Source organism: Angustibacter sp. Root456, assembly GCF_001426435.1.
Lineage (GTDB): Bacteria > Actinomycetota > Actinomycetes > Actinomycetales > Angustibacteraceae > Angustibacter.
On the sequence record NZ_LMER01000020.1, the window covers coordinates 366,074 to 384,182 of the forward strand.

The 18,109-nt window shown below is 71.4% G+C and carries 16 protein-coding genes and 1 riboswitch; all 16 genes read right to left on the reverse strand.

Annotated features, from left to right (window positions below):
- Positions 1-3: 3 nt before the first annotated feature.
- Complete coding sequence (gene gcvH, locus ASD06_RS16485; protein WP_056680168.1) at positions 4-378, reverse strand: glycine cleavage system protein GcvH; 375 nt, start codon at positions 376-378, stop codon at positions 4-6.
- 46 nt (positions 379-424) lie between these two features.
- Positions 425-1,540, reverse strand: coding sequence for a glycine cleavage system aminomethyltransferase GcvT (gene gcvT, locus ASD06_RS16490; protein ID WP_056680171.1), 1,116 nt, complete (start codon positions 1,538-1,540; stop codon positions 425-427).
- Between the two features lie 144 nt (positions 1,541-1,684).
- Positions 1,685-1,776, reverse strand: a riboswitch (glycine riboswitch).
- 117 nt (positions 1,777-1,893) lie between these two features.
- Positions 1,894-2,574: a GntR family transcriptional regulator gene (locus ASD06_RS16495; RefSeq protein ID WP_056681161.1), complete on the reverse strand. Its 681-nt coding sequence runs from the start codon at positions 2,572-2,574 to the stop codon at positions 1,894-1,896.
- 87 nt (positions 2,575-2,661) lie between these two features.
- Positions 2,662-3,372, reverse strand: a complete 711-nt coding sequence (locus tag ASD06_RS16500; protein WP_056680174.1) for an ABC transporter ATP-binding protein — start codon at positions 3,370-3,372, stop codon at positions 2,662-2,664.
- Positions 3,369-4,169, reverse strand: a complete 801-nt coding sequence (locus tag ASD06_RS16505) for an ABC transporter ATP-binding protein (RefSeq protein ID WP_056680178.1) — start codon at positions 4,167-4,169, stop codon at positions 3,369-3,371. Before ASD06_RS16505 ends, ASD06_RS16500 begins: the two co-directional genes overlap by 4 nt.
- The gene (locus ASD06_RS16510; protein ID WP_056680181.1) at positions 4,166-5,170 is read right to left on the reverse strand and encodes a branched-chain amino acid ABC transporter permease; all 1,005 of its coding nucleotides are present in this window, start codon (positions 5,168-5,170) and stop codon (positions 4,166-4,168) included. Before ASD06_RS16510 ends, ASD06_RS16505 begins: the two co-directional genes overlap by 4 nt.
- Entirely contained in the window at positions 5,170-6,063 is an 894-nt protein-coding gene (locus tag ASD06_RS16515) for a branched-chain amino acid ABC transporter permease (RefSeq protein WP_056680184.1), read from the reverse strand. Before ASD06_RS16515 ends, ASD06_RS16510 begins: the two co-directional genes overlap by 1 nt.
- Positions 6,064-6,146: 83 nt before the next feature.
- On the reverse strand, positions 6,147-7,316 hold the full coding sequence (locus ASD06_RS16520; RefSeq protein WP_056680186.1) for a branched-chain amino acid ABC transporter substrate-binding protein: 1,170 nt from the start codon (positions 7,314-7,316) through the stop codon (positions 6,147-6,149).
- Positions 7,317-7,460: 144 nt separating this feature from the next.
- On the reverse strand, positions 7,461-8,822 hold the full coding sequence (locus ASD06_RS16525) for an aldehyde dehydrogenase (protein WP_200942265.1): 1,362 nt from the start codon (positions 8,820-8,822) through the stop codon (positions 7,461-7,463).
- Positions 8,823-8,882: 60 nt separating this feature from the next.
- Positions 8,883-9,884, reverse strand: coding sequence for a proline racemase family protein (locus ASD06_RS16530; protein ID WP_056680192.1), 1,002 nt, complete (start codon positions 9,882-9,884; stop codon positions 8,883-8,885).
- A gap of 7 nt (positions 9,885-9,891) precedes the next feature.
- Complete coding sequence (locus tag ASD06_RS16535) at positions 9,892-10,809, reverse strand: dihydrodipicolinate synthase family protein (RefSeq protein WP_056680196.1); 918 nt, start codon at positions 10,807-10,809, stop codon at positions 9,892-9,894.
- 55 nt (positions 10,810-10,864) lie between these two features.
- Positions 10,865-12,409, reverse strand: a complete 1,545-nt coding sequence (locus ASD06_RS16540) for an NAD(P)/FAD-dependent oxidoreductase (protein ID WP_082538147.1) — start codon at positions 12,407-12,409, stop codon at positions 10,865-10,867.
- Positions 12,390-12,665: a (2Fe-2S)-binding protein gene (locus ASD06_RS16545; protein ID WP_056680199.1), complete on the reverse strand. Its 276-nt coding sequence runs from the start codon at positions 12,663-12,665 to the stop codon at positions 12,390-12,392. Before ASD06_RS16545 ends, ASD06_RS16540 begins: the two co-directional genes overlap by 20 nt.
- Positions 12,662-13,816, reverse strand: a complete 1,155-nt coding sequence (locus ASD06_RS16550) for an FAD-binding oxidoreductase (RefSeq protein ID WP_056680202.1) — start codon at positions 13,814-13,816, stop codon at positions 12,662-12,664. The genes ASD06_RS16545 and ASD06_RS16550 overlap by 4 nt, the downstream gene beginning before the upstream one ends.
- A 100-nt stretch (positions 13,817-13,916) precedes the next feature.
- On the reverse strand, positions 13,917-16,505 hold the full coding sequence (locus ASD06_RS16555; RefSeq protein ID WP_082538148.1) for a collagenase: 2,589 nt from the start codon (positions 16,503-16,505) through the stop codon (positions 13,917-13,919).
- A 332-nt stretch (positions 16,506-16,837) separates the two neighbouring features.
- A partial coding sequence (locus ASD06_RS16560; protein ID WP_082538208.1) for an ABC transporter substrate-binding protein occupies positions 16,838-18,109 on the reverse strand: 1,272 nt, incomplete at its 5' end.

Consider the following 18,109-nt stretch of genomic DNA (forward strand, 5'->3'; position numbering starts at 1 on the left):
CTCTCAGGCGTTGTCGGTCAGGGCGGCGTAGGCCGCTGGGTCGAGGAGGCCGTCGGCGGCCTCGATCCGGGCGCGGAACAGCCAGCCGCGCTCGAACGGGCTGGCGTTGACCAGGCTGGGGTCGGCCTCGACGTCGGCGTTGGTCTCGGTGACCTCGCCGGAGAAGGGCGCGAACAGGTCGCTGACCGACTTGGTCGACTCGACCTCCCCGCAGACGCCACCGGCGGTGAGGGTGCTGCCCGGCTCGGGCAGGCTGACGTAGACCACGTCGCCGAGGGCGTTCGCTGCGAACTCGGTGATGCCGACGGTGGCGACGTCGCCGTCGACGAGCACCCACTCGTGCTCGGCCGTGTACTGGCGGTCGGTCGGGATGGGCATGGCTCTCCTCAGGGGGATGACGGGGACGAGGTGGTGACGGCGCGCGTCAGCGGGCGCGGCGGTAGAACGGCAGCGGGACGACCTCGGCGTTGAGGCGGGTGCCGCGCACGTCGACGTCCAGCCGCGTGCCCACCTCCGCGAGGCCGTGGTCGACGTACGCCATGGCGATGGGGTGGCCGAGCGTGGGCGACAAGGCACCGCTGGTGACCCGGCCGACCTCGCGCCCGGTGCCCGGGTCGAGCACGGTGTAGCCGGTGCGGGGTGCGCGCCGGCCCTCGGCGCGCAGCCCGACCCGCACCCGGCCCACGGTCTCGTCCGCAGCGCGCGTGAGGGCGGCGCGCCCGACGAAGTCCTCCGGTCGTTCGAGGTTGACCACCCGGCCGAGACCGGCGGCGTACGGCGTGGTCGAGGTGTCGAGCTCGTTGCCGTACAACGGCATCGCCGCTTCGAGGCGCAGCGAGTCGCGGCAGGCGAGCCCGGCCGGCACCAGCCCGTGCGGCGCACCCGCCTCGACGAGCGCGTCCCAGACGGCCGGGGCGTCAGCGGGGTCGGAGAAGACCTCGAACCCGTCCTCGCCGGTGTAGCCGGTGCGGGCGACCAGCGCCGGCCGCCCCGCGACGTCCGTGCGCAAGATCGCGTAGTACTTCAGCTCGGTGAGGTCGGCGTCGGTGAGCGCCGACAGGATCGCGCTCGCCTGCGGGCCCTGGACGGCGACCAGCGCCCAGCTCTCGCGCTGGTCGACGACGTCGGCAGCGAAGCCGTCGGCCCGCTCGCGCAGCGCATCGAGCACGACGTCGGTGTTGGCGGCGTTCGCCACCACGAGGTACTGGGTCTCGGCGAGGCGGTAGACGATCAGGTCGTCGAGGATGCCGCCGTCCTCGCGGCACAGCAGCGTGTACTTCGCCTTGCCGACGGCGATCGGGCTGACCCGGCTGACCACCGCGTGGTCGAGCAGCTCACCGGCCTGGGCCCCGACCACCTCGATCTCGCCCATGTGCGACAGGTCGAATAGCCCGGCGGAGGTACGCACGGCGCGGTGCTCCTCGAGCTCGCTGCCGTACCGCAGCGGCATCTGCCAGCCGGCGAAGTCGGTCAGGGACGCGCTGAGTGCGACGTGCCTGCTGTGCAGGGCGGTCTGGCGTGCGTGCGACGGTTCGGTCATGGCGGAGGCTCCCTGCGCTCAGCCGCGACGACGCGCGGCGGGATGGGTGGCCTCCCCTGCTCTGTCATGGGACCTGAGAGCTTCACCGCGCGAGCGCGGCTTGCACCGTGGGTGCAGGACGTCGTCCTGCTTTCCAGAGTTCGCCTCACCGCAGCGGTCATGGGGGCCTGAGAGATTCTGGGGAGAAGTTGCTCCTTCGGCGGCACGTCGGACGTGCGCTCTCCCGCTGCGGTTCGAACGGCGTGTGCAGTTGTGTCACTGGTCTGGCTGGTGGCGCTGAAACTAGAGGCTGCGCTTCGGCGACGTCAATCGCCGGTCGCGGCGCTTCCGGGGGGCGAGACGGACGACGTCCGCTAGTCCTCCGGCAGCCCGGCCCACGAACCGCGCACGTGCCGGATGTGGTGCTTCATGACCTTGGTGGCGCCTCGGGCGTCGCGCGCCAGGACGAGGTCGATGATCTCCTCGTGCTCGCGCGCATAGGCCGCCAGGTCGCCCCGGCTGGCCAGCTGCTCCAGACCGTAGAGCCGGCTGCGGGCCCGCAGCTCGCCGACGACCCGCACCAGGTGCTGGTTGCCGGCCAGGCCGAGCAGGTCGAGGTGGAAGCGGCGGTCGGCCTCGACGTACTCGATCAGCTCGCCCTTCTCGGCGCACTCGACGATGCGCCGGGCGAGGGGGCGCAGCGCCTCGACCTGGTCGGCCACGGAGCCTGAGCAGCGCCGGGCGATCTTCGCGACGGTGGGCACCTCGATGAGCTGGCGGATGTCGGACATCTCGTCGAGCTCGCTGTCGGCGAGCTCGGTGACCCGGAACCCCTTGTTGCGCACCGCGACGACCAGGCCCTCCTTGACCAGGTCGAGCATGGCCTCGCGGATCGGCGTCGGCGAGACGCCGAACTGCGCGGCCAGGGCCGGAGCGGAGTAGAGCACTCCGGGCCGCATCTGCCCCGACACCAACGCCGCGCGCAGGGCATGGGCGACCTGCTCTCGGATGCTGTTGCGTCCGGGGAACTCGGTGAACAGCCGCTCGTCTCCGATGGGCTCGGGCGAGATGGCTCCTGATCTACTCGGCACGCTCTGACCTTACTCGCTCGCTCCTGGTCACATGTCACAGGTCAAAGCACCTCACGCGCCCAGGTACGCCTCGAGCACCCGCGGGTCGTGCATGAGCTCGGACGCGGGTCCGTCCAGGCTCACCTCGCCGGTGTCGACGACGTAGGCGCGGTGGGCGATCTGCAGCGCCGCGCGCGCGTTCTGCTCGACCAGCAGCACGGACGTGCCCTCGGCGTTGACCGTCCGGATCACGTCCATGACCTGGGCCACCACCAGCGGGGCCAGTCCCATCGACGGCTCGTCCAGCATCAGCAGCTTGGGTCCGCTGACCAGCGCGCGCCCGATGGCGAGCATCTGCTGCTCGCCGCCCGAGAGCGTGCCGCCCTGCTGGTGGCTGCGCTCGGCCAGCCGGGGCAGCAGCGAGTAGACGTGGTCGATGCGTCGGTGCACCTCGCGTGCGTCGTCGACCAGGTAGCCGCCCAGCTGGAGGTTCTCGTGCACGCTCAGCCGGGAGAAGATCCGCCGGCCCTCCGGGACGTGGATGACTCCGGACCGCACGACGTCCCACGGGTTGGCGCGCGTGATGTCGGTGCCGAACGCGTGCACCGACCCCTCGCGTGCGCGCACGACACCCGACACCGTCGCCAGCGTCGTCGTCTTGCCCGCGCCGTTGTTGCCCAGCAAGGCGACGATCTCGCCGTCGCCGACGCTGAGCGAGACGCCGCGCAGCGCCTGCACGTGCCCGTACGCCACCTTGACGTCGCGAAGCTCCAGCGCGTTCACCCGCGTGCTCCTTCGGTGGGCGGCGCGGCCGGGTCGTCGGCGCGCCCGAGGTAGGCCTCGATGACGGCGGGGTGGCTGCGGACGGCGTCGGGCTGGCCCTCGGCGATGACGCGGCCGAAGTTCAGCACGACGATGCGCCGCGACACCTGCATCACCAACCCCATGTCGTGCTCGATCAGCACGACAGCGATCCCGAGGTCGCCGATCCGGCCGAGCAGGTCGAGCAGCTCGCCCTTCTCGGTGTGGTTGAGCCCGGCCGCGGGCTCGTCGAGCAGCAGCAGCCGGGGCCCGCGCGCGAGAGCCCGCGCCAGCTCGACCCGCCGCTGCTCGCCGTACGGCAGGGCACTGGCCGGGCCGCCGCGGTCGCCACGCAGGCCCACGAAGTCGAGCCAGTGGTGCGCCTGAGCGGTGGCGTGCTGCTCACCGCGGCGGAACCGCCGAGTGTGCAAGATGGCGTCGAACACGTTCTGCTCGAGGGTCAGGTGCATGCCCGCCCGCACGTTGTCGAGCGCCGTCAGCTCGCCGAACAACCGCAGGTTCTGGAAGGTGCGGGCGACGCCGAGCGAGGCGATCGCCGACGGCCGCCAGCCGGTCATGTCCTGGCCGGCGAAGCTGACCGTGCCGCCCGTGGGCTTGTAGAAGCCCGTGATGCAGTTGAACGCACTGGTCTTGCCGGCCCCGTTGGGTCCGATCACCGAGACGATGTCGCCCTGAGCCACGCTGAAGCTGAGGTCGTCGACGGCGGTGACGCCGCCGAAGCGCAGGGTCAGCCCCCGCACGTCCAGCAGGCTGCTCATCGGGGCACCTCCGACGCCGGTGCGCTGTCGACGGGGGGGACGGCGAAGGGCTCGTCGTCTCGGTCGACGACCTCGCGCACGCGGTGCGGCCAGATCCCCTGCGGGCGGAAGATCATCATCGCGATGAGCAGCACGCCGAAGACGAAGAAGCGGTAGTCGGCGGCCCCGCGCAGCACCTCGGGCAGCACGCTGATGACCACGGCGCCCACGATCACACCGGGGTTGGACCCCATGCCGCCGAGCACCACGGCCATGAGCACGAGCGCCGACTGCAGGAAGGTGAAGCTCTGCGGGGAGATGGCGGACAGCTGGGCACCGAAGAGCACACCGGCCAGACCACCCCAGATCGCGCCGGCGATGTAGGCGGCCAGCTTGACCTTGTAGGTGTGGACGCCGACGGCCTCGGCGGCGTCCTCGTCCTCGCGGACGAAGCGCCACGCCCGACCGATCCGGCTGCGACCGAGCCGACCAGCGGCCACCACCGCCAGGGCCAGGACGACCACGACCGTGAAGTACAGCGCGACCGGCGAGCCCAGGTCGAGGCCGAAGACGCTGGGACCGGGAATGCCGTAGATCCCTGACGGCCCACCGGTGAGGGACAGGTTGTTGGCGGTGATGCGGATGATCTCGCCGAACCCCAGCGTGACGATGGCCAGGTAGTCGCTGCGCAGCCGCAGCGTCGGGCCACCGATGATGATCCCGGCCAACACCGACGCGGCGACGACCACCGGCACGGTGGCCAGCAAGGGCCAGTCGAACCGCGTGCTGAGGACGCCGCTGGTGTAGGCGCCGATCGCGAAGAAGGCGGCGTACCCGAGGTCGAGGAGCCCGCAGTAACCCACCACGATGTTCAGCCCGACGGCCAGCATGGCGAACAGCGCCGCGGACGTGAGCACGCTCAGGGTGTACGGGCTGGCGTTGACGAACGGTGCCAGCAGCGCGGCCACGAGGGCCAGCCAGCCCAGCCGGCGTCCGGCCCAGGAGTGCAGTCCGGCGGCCATCACACACGCTCCGTGACGCGCTCGCCGAGGATGCCCGTGGGCCGCACCACCAGGAAGACGATGAGGAAGCCGAACGCGAAGACGTCGCGCCACTGACCTCCGAGCCACCCCGTGCCGAGCGACTCCAGCAGGCCGAGGGTGAGGCCGCCGAGCATGGCGCCCTTGATGTTGCCGATGCCGCCGATCACCGCGGCCGTGAACGCCTTGAGGCCGATCACGAACCCCATGAGGAAGTCGATCTTGCCGTAGTAGGCGCCGGCCATGACCCCGGCCGCACCCGCCAGCGCCGACCCGATGAAGAAGGTCCGCGAGATGACGGCGTTGACGTTGATGCCCATGAGCAGCGAGGCGGTGCTGTCCTCGGCGATCGCGCGCATCGCGCGCCCGGTGCGGGTGCGCATGACGAGGTACTGCAGGGCGATCATGAGCGCGACCGCGACGACGACGAGCGCGACCTGCTGCATGCTCACGCGCGCACCGAGGAGCTCGACGGACGAGCCCTCCAGGCGCAGCCCGTAGACCCGCGGGTTCGGCCCAGCCACCAGGCGCATGCCGTACTCGAGGGCGAACGACGCCCCCACTGCGGTGATCAGCACCGACAGGCGCGGCGACCCGCGCAGCGGCCGATAGGCCACCCGCTCGAGCAGGAGCCCGCCGGCACCCGACAGCAGCATGGCCGCGACGAGGACGACGAGCAGCACCGGCAGGGTGGCCGCCGCCGACACGCTCCCCAGCAGCCCGATCATGGCGAAGCCGGCGAAGGCGCCGACCATGTAGATGTCACCGTGCGCGAAGTTCAGCAGCTTGATGATGCCGTACACCATGCTGTAGCCGAGCGCGACGAGCGCGTAGAAGGCACCGACGAAGATGCCGTTCCAGATGAGCTGGGTCATGCAAGGGGCCTTTCGGACGGGCCCCCGCCGGCGTCGCAGGAGGACGGCGCCGGCGAGGGCGGTCGCGGTGAGAACTGCGGTCGCTACTGCAGCGAGTCCTCGAGCACGAAGTGGCCGTCGCTGACCTTCAGGATCAGGAAGCCGCCCCGAGACAGCGTGTGGTCCTTGGTGAAGGTCAACGGCCCGGCGAAGGTCGGGAAGTCCTTCAGCGCTTCCAGAGCCTTGTCGACCGCCTTGCCGTCAGTGCTGCCGGCGGCCCGAATCGCCTCGGCCGCAACGCGAACGGCGTCGTACGACTGCGTGGAGTAGGGGCCGGGGTCGCTGTTGAACGTCGCCTTGTAGCTCTGGATCCAGCCCTTGGCGCTCTCGATCGTCTCCGGCGTGGGCGTCATGGTCGCGAGCACGCCCTGGGCGCTCTTGGCCCCAGCGATCTCGATCAGCTTGGCGTCGACGCTGCCGTCGGCGACGAGGATCTTGCCCTGGTACCCGGCCTGGCGCAGCTGGCGGATGATCAGGCCGCCCTCCTGGAAGTACCCCGTCCAGTAGATGGTGTCGGGCTTGGTCTTCAGCACGGCGGTGACGTTCGCGCTGTAGTCGCTCTCGCCCGGGGTGACCGAGTCGCGTCCGGCGAGCTCCGGACCGCCGGCCTGCTTCAGCCGCTCCGCGGTGAGGTCGGCGATGTCCTTGGAGTAGCTGGTGTTGTCGTCCATCACCGCGACGCGCGCGGACTGGATCTTGGTGAGGTAGGCGAGTGCGGCGTCGGCCTGTTGGGTGCCGGTGCCGTTGAGCAGGAACACGTTGGGCAGGTGCTGGTTGACCAGCTCGTTGGAGTTGGCCGCCGGGATGAGCATCGGCACATCGGCCTTGGCGAAGATGGGCAGGGTCGGGAGCGTGGCCCCCGAGCAATAGCCACCGACCGAGACCTTCACGCCCTGGGTCACGAGCTTGTTGGCGCCCGCGGTCGCCGTCTTGGCGTCGCACGCGTCGTCCTCGACGCGCAGCTCGAGCTTGCGTCCGGCGACCCCGCCCTTGGCGTTGATCTCGGTGACCGCCAGCTGGGCGCCGTTCTTCATGTAGGGACCGATGGCGGCGCTGCTGCCCGACATCGGGGCGAGCATGCCGAGCAGGATGGGGCCGGACGAGCTGTCACCGGCCTTGTCCTCGGAGAGCAAGCCGTTGCCGCACGCGGTGAGCAGCAGGGCGGCGCTCGCTGCGGCCACGAGGGGCAGGCGGGCCAAGCGTCGACGTCTCATGTGACGTTCCTTTCAGTGCGGTGTGACGTTGTACAGGACAATGCCACAGGTCGAGGGGCTGCGGAAGGTTGCGGCAGAAAGGAATCCGACCGAGACGAGATGGTTGGCGCCGCAGATCGGACAGGTCGGACGAACAGGTCCCGCTTACGGGCGGGCGATGGTGACCGTGTGCACGGAGGTGTAGAAGTCCTGGGCGGCCTTGCCCTGCTCGCGGCCCCCGAGGCTGGAGGCCTTCTCGCCACCGAAGGGCAGGTAGAAGTCCACCCCCGAGGTCGGTGCGTTGACCTTCACCAGGCCCGCTTCGAGACGGCCGGTGAGCGCCAGCACGGCGTCGAGGTCGTTGGTGTAGAGCCCTGCCGCGAGACCGAACCGCACGCCGTTGGCCATGGCGACGGCCTGGTCGACGTCGGACGCCTGCTGCAGCAGGCAGATCGGGCCGAACACCTCCTCGCAGGCCAGCTCGTGGGACGCCGGCACGCCCTCGACGAGCGTCGGCGCGACGTACCAGCCGTCGTCCGAGACCGACCGCGTACCGGTGAGCAGCCGCCCGCCCGCCGCCCGCGCGGACGCGGCCGCCTGCTGCACGCGCTGGCGGGCCCCCTCGTTGATCACGGGGCCCACCACCGTCTCGGCGCGCGCGGGATCGCCCACGGGCAGCGCCTCGACCGCCGCGACGAGGGCCTCCCGCAGGGGGCCGGGGTCGCCGACCACGATGATGCGTTTGGTGGCCGTGCACTTCTGCCCGGCGTAGCCCATCGCGGCGCCCGTGAGGTGCGAGGCCACGGTCTGCGCGTCGGCGTCGGGGAGCACGACCGCGGGGTTCTGGCCGCCCATCTCCGCCTGCACCGGCACGCCCCGCGCGCCCGCTGCGGCCGCCACGGCGCCCCCGGCGCCCACCGAGCCGGTGAAGGAGACGACGTCGGCGCACTGCACGAGAGCCTGGCCCGTCTGCGCCTCGCCGGGCACGACGGTGAAGACGTCCGGCGGCAGGCACTGGTCGAGGATCTCGGCGAGCGCGAGCGCGCAGGCCGTGGCCTCGGGCGCCGGCTTGAGCACCACCGTGTTGCCGAACGCCAGCGCGGGCGCGGCCTTCCACAGCGGGATGGCGAGCGGGAAGTTCCAGGGGGTGATGAGCCCGGCGACGCCATGCGGCCGACGCTGGGTCAGCAGCAGGCCAGACAGCGACGGCTCGTGCACGGCACCGACCGGGTCGAAGACCTGCTCGGCGTAGTACCGCAAGATGGCGGCGGTGCGCGCGACCTCGCCGCGGGCCTCGGCGCGAGGCTTGCCTACCTCACGCACCACGAGCGCCTCGAGCTGCTCGGCGCGCGTGGCGACGAGGTCGGCGGCCGCGTGCAGGGCGGCGGCGCGGGGCGCGGCGGCCTGGGCCCAGCCACGCTGGGCGGCTCGCGCCCGAGCCACTGCGGCCTCGACCTGTGCGGGTTCGGTGGCTGCCACCTCGACGACGACGTCGGTGGGCTGCTGCGGACTGCGGCTGACGATCACGGGGCTCACCTTCGGGGTGCGGACGGTGCGGACGGTGCTGGAGCTCAGAGCAGGCGAGGCTCAGAGCAGGAAGCCCGCCGGGAACGGGTCGGAGGGGTCGAGGAAGTACTGCGCGGTGCCGGTCACCCAGGCCCGGCCCGTGATGGACGGGATGATGGCTGGCCGTCCCGCGACCTGCGTCTCCTCCAGCACGCGGGCGTGGAACCGGGTGCCGATGAAGGACTCGTTGACCATCTCCTCGCCGACGGCCAGCTCGCCGCGGGCGTGCAGCTGAGCCAGGCGCGCGCTCGTGCCGGTGCCGCACGGGGAGCGGTCGAACCACCCGGGGTAGATGGCCATGGCGTGCCGGGAGTGCTGGGGCGTCGAGCCCGGCGCGACCAGCTGCACGTGGTGGCAGCCGCTCACGCCGGGGTTCTCGGCGTGCACGGGCCGGCGCTGGGCGTTGATGGCGTCCATGATCGACAGCCCCGCCCGCAGCAGCTCGTCCTTGGCGGCCCGGTCGAAGGGCAGCCCGAGCTGGTCGAGCTCGACGACGGCGTAGAAGTTGCCGCCGTAGGCCATGTCGTAGCGCACCTCGCCCAGACCCGGCACCTGCACGCAGGCGTCGGCCTCGTCGAGGTAGGAGGCGACGTTGCGCAGGGTCACGCTCGTCGCCGCTCCGTCGGCAACGGCGACCTCGGCGATGACGAGGCCGGCCGGAGTGTCGAGCCGCACGGTGGTCACCGGCTCGGTGACCGGCACCATGCCGGTCTCGACCAGTACGGTCGCCACCCCCATCGTGCCGTGGCCGCACATCGGCAGGCAGCCGCTGACCTCGATGTACAGCACTCCCACGTCGGCGTCCGGCCGCGTGGGGGGCTGCAGGATCGCGCCGGACATCGCCGAGTGGCCCCGCGGCTCGTACATCAGCAGGGTCCGCAGGTCGTCGGAGTGCTCGAGGAACCACTCGCGACGAGCGAACATCGTGTCGCCCGGGATCACGCCGACGCCGCCGGTGATCACCCGGGTCGCCATGCCCTCGGTGTGGGACTCCACCGAGTGCAGAACGCGGCGAGAGCGCACGGTCGGCTCAGCTCAGTCCGGCTGCGACCGCGGCTTCGGTGAGCTCGCGCACGCAGCGCTCGTCCTCCGGCAGCAGGGGCTGGCGCGGGGCCCGGCACGGGCCGCCGTAGCGACCGACGACGTCCATGGAGAGCTTGATGGCCTGGACGAACTCGGTCAGGAAGTCCCAGCGCAGCAGCGGGTGCAGCTGGCGGTACAGCGGGAGCGCGACGTCCAGGTCGTGTGCCAGCGTCGCCTGGTAGAGCTCGACGCAAACGCGCGGCAGCGCGTTGGGGTACCCAGCCACCCAGCCCTTGGCGCCGGCCAGCCCGACCTCGAGCACCGAGTCGTCGGTGCCGATCAGGATGTCGAGACCCGGCGCGAGCTCGGCGATCTCGTAGCTGCGCCGGGACTCGCCGGTGAACTCCTTGACGGCCACGACGAGCCCCTCGAGGTGCAGCTCGCGGAGCAGCTGCGGGGTGAGGTCGATCTTCGTGTCGATGGGGTTGTTGTAGGCCGAGATGGGCAGGCCGGCCTTGGCGATCTCGCGGAAGTGCTCGACGACCGCACGCTCGTCGCCGCGGTAGGCGTTGGGCGGCAGGGCCATGACCACCTGGGCGCCCGCCTCCGCGGCCGCCTCGGCGAGGGCCCGGGCCTCTCGGGCGCCGTACGCGCCGACGCCCGGCATGACGGTGAAGCCCTCGGGTGCCGCGTCGACGGCGGTGCGGACGACGCGGCCGCGCTCCTCGGGGGTCAGCACCTGGTACTCGCCCAGGGAGCCGTTGGGAGCGACGCCGTCGCAGCCGTTCTCCGCCAGCCAGGCGACGTGCTCGGCGTAGCGGTCGTAGTCGACCTCCCCGGAGGAGGTGAACGGCAGCGCCGTGGCGACGATCACCCCGTGCCATGGCTGTGCGGGGGACGCGGTGGGGGACAACTGGTCAGGCATCGGCACTCCAAGGGCTCAGAAGGTAGTGCAATATTACATTGCACCGAAGGCAGCATCAAGTGCCATCAGCGTCGCGAGTCGTCGTGCCAGTCTGCTCCTGCGAGCCCGGCGCGCACGGGTCCGGATCAGGGGTGGCTGTGGCGTCGAGGGCGGCGAGGGTGCCGAGCCGCACCGGCGCCGCGACCGGCCGCGACGCCACGGCCTCGGGCTGCGCCGGCTCGCCGGTCCAGTAGGCGACGAGCCCGGTGGCGGCGTACCCGCACACGCGCCCCTGGCACCAGCCCATGGCAACGCGGGTGAGGTGCTTGGCCGCCCGGACGTCGGCGCCCGGGTCGGCGGTGACGGCTGCGCGCAGCCGGCTGGCCTTCACCTCCTCGCACCGGCAGACGGTCGTGTCGTCGTCGACGCGCTCAGGCCAGGCCGCCGGTACCGCGTAGACGCGGTGCATGGCCTGCGCGAAGGCCCGCAGGCCGGCCCGTCGGCGGCGCTGGGCTCGGGTGCGATCTGCGCCCGAGTTGGCGGCGGCGCCGCCGCTCGCGCGCACCGCAGCCGCCGCGCCGGCGATCTCACCCTCGACGACCGCGAGCGCCGCTCCGCCGACACCGCACGCCTCCCCGGCGACGAACACGGCGTCCACGCTCGTGGCCTGGTCGTCGTCGACGGTCACGACCAGCGACCCGTCGGCGTCCACGCGCGTCGCGCACCCCAAGGCCAGGGGCAGCTCCAGCTGCGGGGTGAACCCCCAGCCGAGTGCCAGGACGTCCGTCTCGACCGTGCGCTCGCTGCCCGGCACGATCCGGCCGCGCCGGTCGAGTCGAGCCACCGTCACGGCCTCCAGGGCCGAACCGCCGTGGGCGCGGACCACCGTCGAGCGCGTGCGGTAGCGCACGCCGTGGCGCGCGAGCACCGCCGCGTAGCCACCGCCCTCCACCAGCTTGCCGGGCTGGCGCACGAGGGCCCCGACGTGCGGCAGCCACGCTGCGACGCCGGCCGCCTCGTGCACGCCGGCCACCTGCACTCCGGACTGCGCGAGCCCCGCGGCGACGGGCAGCAGGAACGGGCCGGTGCCGGCGACGACGACGCGCTCGCCGGGCACGGTGGCCTGGCCCTTCAGCAGCGCCTGGGCACCGCCGGCGGTCATCACCCCGGGCAGGTCCCATCCCGGGATCGGCAGCTGACGGTCGTAGGCCCCGGGCGCCAGCACGAGCGCGCGCCCACGCAGCACCACCTCGGCCGGCAGGGGCGCGGCACGGTCGACCGCCCGCACCTCCAGGTGCTCGTCGCGGCGGCCCACGGTCCACACGTCGTGCTGCACGCGTACCTGCGCACGGCCCGACAGCTCGTGCCCGGCCAGCGCGTCGCTCAGCGCCGACCACGTTCCCTCGTCGTGATGCAGGCGAGCGGTCCGCGCGGCGAGCGCGGGCGTCGCGGGACGGCGCCAGTACTGGCCGCCCGGGCCCGTGCCGGCGTCGACGAGCAGGACGTCGGCGCCGGCGTCGGCGGCCCGCACCGCCGCCGCGAGCCCGGCCGGCCCGGCACCGACGACCAGGACGTCCCAGACGCGGGGGGGCGGCGTGCGCTCAGACGGCGAGGTGGCCATGGCCCGTCCCTTCCTGGGTCCGTACGTCCATGCCGGCGCGGGCCGGGGTCAGGCACGCCCGCACGTTGGGTCGCCCGTCGACGACGAGCAGACAGTCGAAGCAGATGCCGATACCGCAGAACAGCCCGCGCGGGCGGGCGTCCACCCGGGTCGTCCGCCAGGAGCGCACGCCGTGAGCCAGCAGCGCGGCCGCGATGCTCTGCCCGTCGTCGAAGAGCACCTGCCTGCCGTCGAAGCTGAACGCTGGGGAGTTCACGAGGCCTCCTCGCCGGAGTCGTCGAAGCGTGCCGGGTCGAAGGGCGCCACGTCCACGCTCGGGGGGCGGCCGGTGATCAGCTCGGCGATGAGGGCGCCGGTGGCCGGCGCCAGGCCGATGCCCGCGCCCTCGTGCCCCGCGGCCTGGAGCAGGCCGGGCACGCGCGGGTCCCAGCCGAGCACCGGCAGGTGGTCGGGGCAGTAGGGGCGGAAGCCGTGGTAGACCCGCATGAGCTGGACGTCGGCGAGGCAGGGGAACAGCGCGACGGCCTGGCGAGCCAGCTGGGCGACCACGTCGGGCGACAAGGTGGGGTCGAAGCCGACGCGTTCACGGCTCGCGCCGATGAGCACCGTGCCCCCCGCGGTGCCCTCGACGACGGCGGACGTCTCGAGGCCGGCCGAGCTCGCGGCGACGTTGTCGACGTAGTCGGCCGAGTAGACCTTGTGGCGCACCAACCGGGGGAGGGGCTCGGTGACCAGGACGAAGCCGCGGCGCGGCAGCACCGGCACCTGGGCCCCGAGCCGCCGGGACACCTCGCCGGCCCAGGTTCCGGTGGCGTTCACGACGGCGTCAGCGGGCAGCGGCCCGCGGCTGGTCGCGACGGCCGCGACGTGCCCGTCGGCGTCGCGCTCCAGGCCCTGCACCGTGACGCCGGTGAGCACGTGAGCACCGTGCTCGGTGGCGCGTCGCAGCAGCGCGGTGGCGGCCTGCACCGGCTGCACCTGCAGGTCGCCGGGGTAGTGGACGCCGACCTCGAGCTCGGGAGCCAGGTGCGGCTCCAGCGCACGCAGCTGCGACCCGCGCACGACCTGGGTCTCGACGCCCGCGCCAGCCTGGGCCTCGGCGAAGCGCAGCAGCGAGGCGGCGCCGGCGTCCGACGTCGCGACGACCAGGCCGCCCTTGGCCTCCAGCTCCATCTCGGCACCGCGCGTCGCGCCCAGCTCGCGCCACAGCCGGGCGGACAGCAGGGCGAGGTCCAGCTCCGGGCCGGGGCCCTTGTCTGACACCAGGATGTTGCCCTCGCCGCGGCTCGTCGTCCCGGCGGCGGGCACGGCGCGATCGACGACCGTCACCGACAGGCCGGCCTCGGCGGCGTAGAACGCACAGGCGGCGCCGACGATCCCGGCTCCGATCACGACGACATGGGGCACAGTGCCATTTTACATGGCATGACGGCGGGGCCGGGAGTGGTTCCCGGCCCCGCCGCCCGTTTGGCTCACGTCCTGCGGACGCGGGCCTGCTTCCCCCTGGTCAGAACGACGTCTTGACGCTCACGCCACTGAACGACGACGTCGCGTGCAGCGTGATGTAGACGTAGCCGGACGGCGGGTTGTTCACCGTGATCGTCTCGCTGTTCCCCGAGTTGGTGGAGCTCAGCGTGTAGTTCGACGGCGTGGCCCACGACGACGGGCTGTAGTACAGGTCGGCGTTGCCGGTGCCGCCAGAGCTGGTGATGGTCAGCTTGGCGGTACCTGCCGGCACGTACAGGTACAGGTAGTCCTCGTCACCTGCGGAGGCGCTGCGGTTGCTGCGCACGCAGTTCTGGCCCAGGGCCCGATCGTCGGAGCCGGTGCACTCCGTGGCGGTGCCGCCACCGGAAGTGACGGTGACGCTGCGGCTCGTCGACGCCGTCTTGCCGCCGTCGTCGGTGACGGTGAGCTGGACGGTGTACGTCCCCGCGGCGGCGTACGTCTTCGTCGGGTTGGTCGCCGTCGACGTGCTGCCGTCACCGAAGGTCCACTTGCGCGACGCGATGGTGCCGTCGGAGTCGCTCGAGGAGTCGGTGAAGGACGCGGTGAGGCCGCTGGTGCTGACCGAGAACGACGCCGTCGGCGCCTGGTTGGTCGGCGTGGGCGTGGTCGAGCCGCCACAGCTGCCCGCGGCGCAACCCTGCAGCCACGTGCGGAACTCCGCGTCGTAGCGGGTGCCGATCGTGCTGGTGAGGTACGTGCGCGCCGCGTTCCACTGGCCCGTGCGGTAGTAGCCGAGCACCTTGGCCGTGTCAGCCCAGTGCTGGGTGATCATGAACCGGCTGGCCAGGTAGCCCCAGTTGTAGATGCGGGTCTGGTCGGCCGTGTAGTCGGTGTCGAAGAGCTGGCGCAGGGTGTAGGTCTGGTAGCCGGCCTGCGTCAGAGCGTCGGTGTAGGTGACGTTGCGGTAGGAGTAGCTCACGTACTCCGCGAAGCCCTCGATCCACCAGATGGTGGGCGTGGTCACGCCCGCGTTGAAGTCGCCGTACATGTCGTAGCGACCGTCGAGGTAGTGGGTGTACTCGTGGTTGAGGTTCCAGATCTGGAACGTCGGACGCACCCACTCCGCCTCGTAGGCGATGAAGCGCGGCTGGTTGCCGGACGCCGCCGGGTCGCCCTCGAGGTACATGCCGCCGTTGTTGGTGTCGATGCCGTACATCGCACCCGCGTACGTCTGGTAGTCGGTGCTGGAGTTGAAGACCACGACCTCGATCGTCGAGTTGTAGTCGTTCGCGACCGGCCCGGAGTCCTTGACGATGCTGTGGAAGTAGGCGTCCTGGTTCAGCAGGCTCGAGCAGCTGCTCGACAGCTGGCTGGCCGTCATGTCCTGAGCGAGGATGCGGATGCTCGAGCTGCACGTGTAGTTGGACGTGAGCACGCTGCTCGCCAGTCGGCTGGAGAGGTTGCACGTGTTGTAGTACGAGCAGTTCGCCTTGTCGTACTGGTCGGTCATCTCGGCCGAACCCACCCACAGCGGCGCCGTCGGGCCGGTCATCTGCGACTGGTTGAGCAGGCCAGCGACCTTCGGCCGCACGGTCGACTGCATCGCCGAGTGCTGGAGGAACCGGCCCAGCTCGCGGCCCGCGTTGCTGGTCAGGTAGCTCTGGCTGCCGCCCAGCAGGTTGAGGTGCTGGCTGGCGAAGTTGTACAGCGTGTCCAGCACGCTCGGGTCGGACTGCACCGCGCTCACGAACGCCGGCACCTGGTGACCGCGGAAGAGCACCGTGTAGGTGTTGTTGACCGCGTTCAACATCCACCAGGAGCTGTCGTAGCTGCTGTTGTAGCCGTTCAGCAGGCGCTTGACGACGTAGAGGTAGCGGGCGTTCTCCTCAGCGCTGTCGATGAGGGTCACCGCCTCCGCCAGGGTCTCGCCGTTGGCGTCGGTGACGTCCTGGGAGTGCGCGCTGGCGAAGAAGCGGTCGAGCGCCGCCTCGATGGCCGTCTTCAGCGACGTGCCGTAGGTGCCGACCGTCGTCGGGTCGTAGTAGTGCACGTAGTAGCCGGCGCGCAGGAACAGCACCAGCTGCGGGGCGCCGGTGGAGGCGTCACCCGGGTAGTTGACCGACACGTCGCGCAGCGCGTACGCGATCGTGACCATCTGGGACTCGTTGAAGATGCTGCGCGCGGTCGAGCCGGAGACGCTGAACAGCGTGTTCACGCAGTCCGTGGTGCTGGACTTCACCTGGGTGACGAGCGCCGAACCGGTGCGCGACGCGAAGTCCGACGGCGAGCACGTCCCGACGGCCGTCTGGCTGCTCTGCCGCTGGGCGCTCTGACGCTGCGCCTTCATCGACGGGCGGCTGATCGTCGCCGGGCGGGTCTGGTCAGCGCGAGCCCGCAGGCGGTGCCGGTCTGCTGACAGCGGCGGGGTCAGTGCAGTGTCTGGGTGCTGGGTGCGCTCGGCGACTTCCTGCGCTGGATCCTCCTGACCGGTGACGAACGCCGGCGCGGGCTTCGTCGAGTGCGTGCGCTGAGCGCCGCCGGACGATGCCGGTGCGGCGGCGGCGTTGACGGCGCCGACGGCTCCGGTGAGCAGTGCGGCGCAGACCAGTGGCGCGGCGATGCGCGCGCCGATGCGTGGCCGCCTCATGCGACCACACCTGTGGGCTGTACCGGGTTCACTGAAGACATGCCTTCTCCCTGGCTGACAGTGACTGGCGGACCCTCAGCCCCTAGCCCGTCGTCTGACGGCGGGGTGGTCCGACCGCGCTGTAACATTTCACATGTCACGTTGGTGCTCAATGCCCTGGACGAAGACTTTGGGTGCTCTTGCCCTTTTCTTTACGTTCGCCGGTATCGCCTGCGGTCCGGCCGCCCTCCCGAGCCACGCTGGGCCCGGGAAAGGGCGCAGGGCGGGCGCTCGCGCAACGCCCGCCCTGCTGTGTCGCCGCGCCCCTAGGCGGCGACAGTCCGTGAGTCCCCCTACTTGACGTAGAGGTCGGCGTAGGCCCAGGAGCCGTACGGCGACCACACGTAGATCTTGCCGCCGTCACCGTGGGCGGCTCCCACCTTCGAACCGGCCAGGCGCTGGATCCGAGTGAGCAGCGTCGGCATGACCCACGCCTGGGCCATGGCCTCCTTGTTGAGCTCCTTCCACATCTCGGCCTGCTTGGCCCGATCGGTCTCGGCCTTGGCCGCCTTGACCTTCTCGTTGAACGCCTTGTCGTCGGCCCGCGACAGGTTGAACCCACCGCTGGACGTGAACAGCTCGGGGATGACGGTCGAGGCGTTCAGCCAGTCCGGGCCCCAGCCGGCCCGGGCCAGCTCGTGCTCCTTGGCCGGGTCGAGCACCGTGGAGTAGAACTGCCCGGTCTCGATGGGGTTCAGCTTGACCTTGATCCCCGCTCGCGACAACGACTTCTGCAGCGACGCGGCCTGCTTGTCGGTGTCCGGCGTCTTGCCGTAGTCGAAGGTCAGCACGGGCATGGGCTGACCCGACTCGGCGATGAGCTTCTTGGCGAGCTCGGGGTTTCCGGTGTCGGGCACCTTGTCGCCGAGCATGGTGTCCCAGAGCCCGCTGGCGGCGTAGTCGGCGCTGAGGTTGGGCTTGATGATCCCGTCGGCGAGGTCGCCGGCGAACGCGCCGCCCGCGATGGTGCGGATCGACGCGCGGTCGGCGGCGGCCAGGATCGCCTGCCGGTGCTTGAGGTTGGGCACCTTCTGGGTGTTGATCGCGATGTACCGCACGTACGGGTCGAGGGCGTCGACGCGGCGCTTCTCGAACCTCGGGTCGTTGAAGACGGCAGTGAGCGACGCGGTGTCCAGGCCCTCGCGCATGATGGCGGTCTGGTCGGGGCCGGCGTCGACCTGCATGCGCTGGCCGATGACGGACTGCGCGAGACCGAACTTCATGACGACCTTGTCGGGGTAGGCCGGCCGGTAGGAGTCGGTCGAGGCGCTCCAGCTCGGGTTGCGCTCGAGGACGAGCTGCTGGCCCTTGGTGTACTCCACCACCTTGTAGGGGCCGTCGGAGACGATCTTGTCGTCGTACTTCTCGCCGGTGTCCTTGGCCTTCGGCACCGCGCCGAACGCGGGGAGCGTCACCGTGTAGTTGAAGTCGCCGGCCGGTTGGTTCAGGTGGAAGGTGATGGTCTTGCCGTCCGACGAGCACTGGACGGCCTGGTCGAAGGCCGCGGTGTCGTTGTTCTTGGTCTCGTACGGGCCCTTGTAGGTCGGGTTGCCGTCCTTGTCCTT

Excerpts from the sequence above, each read along its gene's own strand:
- ASD06_RS16505 (WP_056680178.1), bottom strand. The coding sequence starts at position 4,169 with ATGAGCAGCCTGCTGGACGTGCGGGGGCTGACCCTGCGCTTCGGCGGC.
- gcvH (WP_056680168.1), bottom strand. The coding sequence starts at position 378 with ATGCCCATCCCGACCGACCGCCAGTACACGGCCGAGCACGAGTGGGTG.
- ASD06_RS16555 (WP_082538148.1), bottom strand. The coding sequence starts at position 16,505 with ATGAGGCGGCCACGCATCGGCGCGCGCATCGCCGCGCCACTGGTCTGC.
- ASD06_RS16535 (WP_056680196.1), bottom strand. The coding sequence starts at position 10,809 with ATGCCTGACCAGTTGTCCCCCACCGCGTCCCCCGCACAGCCATGGCAC.
- ASD06_RS16510 (WP_056680181.1), bottom strand. The coding sequence starts at position 5,170 with ATGGCCGCCGGACTGCACTCCTGGGCCGGACGCCGGCTGGGCTGGCTG.
- gcvT (WP_056680171.1), bottom strand. The coding sequence starts at position 1,540 with ATGACCGAACCGTCGCACGCACGCCAGACCGCCCTGCACAGCAGGCAC.
- ASD06_RS16520 (WP_056680186.1), bottom strand. The coding sequence starts at position 7,316 with ATGAGACGTCGACGCTTGGCCCGCCTGCCCCTCGTGGCCGCAGCGAGC.
- ASD06_RS16540 (WP_082538147.1), bottom strand. The coding sequence starts at position 12,409 with ATGGCCACCTCGCCGTCTGAGCGCACGCCGCCCCCCCGCGTCTGGGAC.
- ASD06_RS16515 (WP_056680184.1), bottom strand. The coding sequence starts at position 6,063 with ATGACCCAGCTCATCTGGAACGGCATCTTCGTCGGTGCCTTCTACGCG.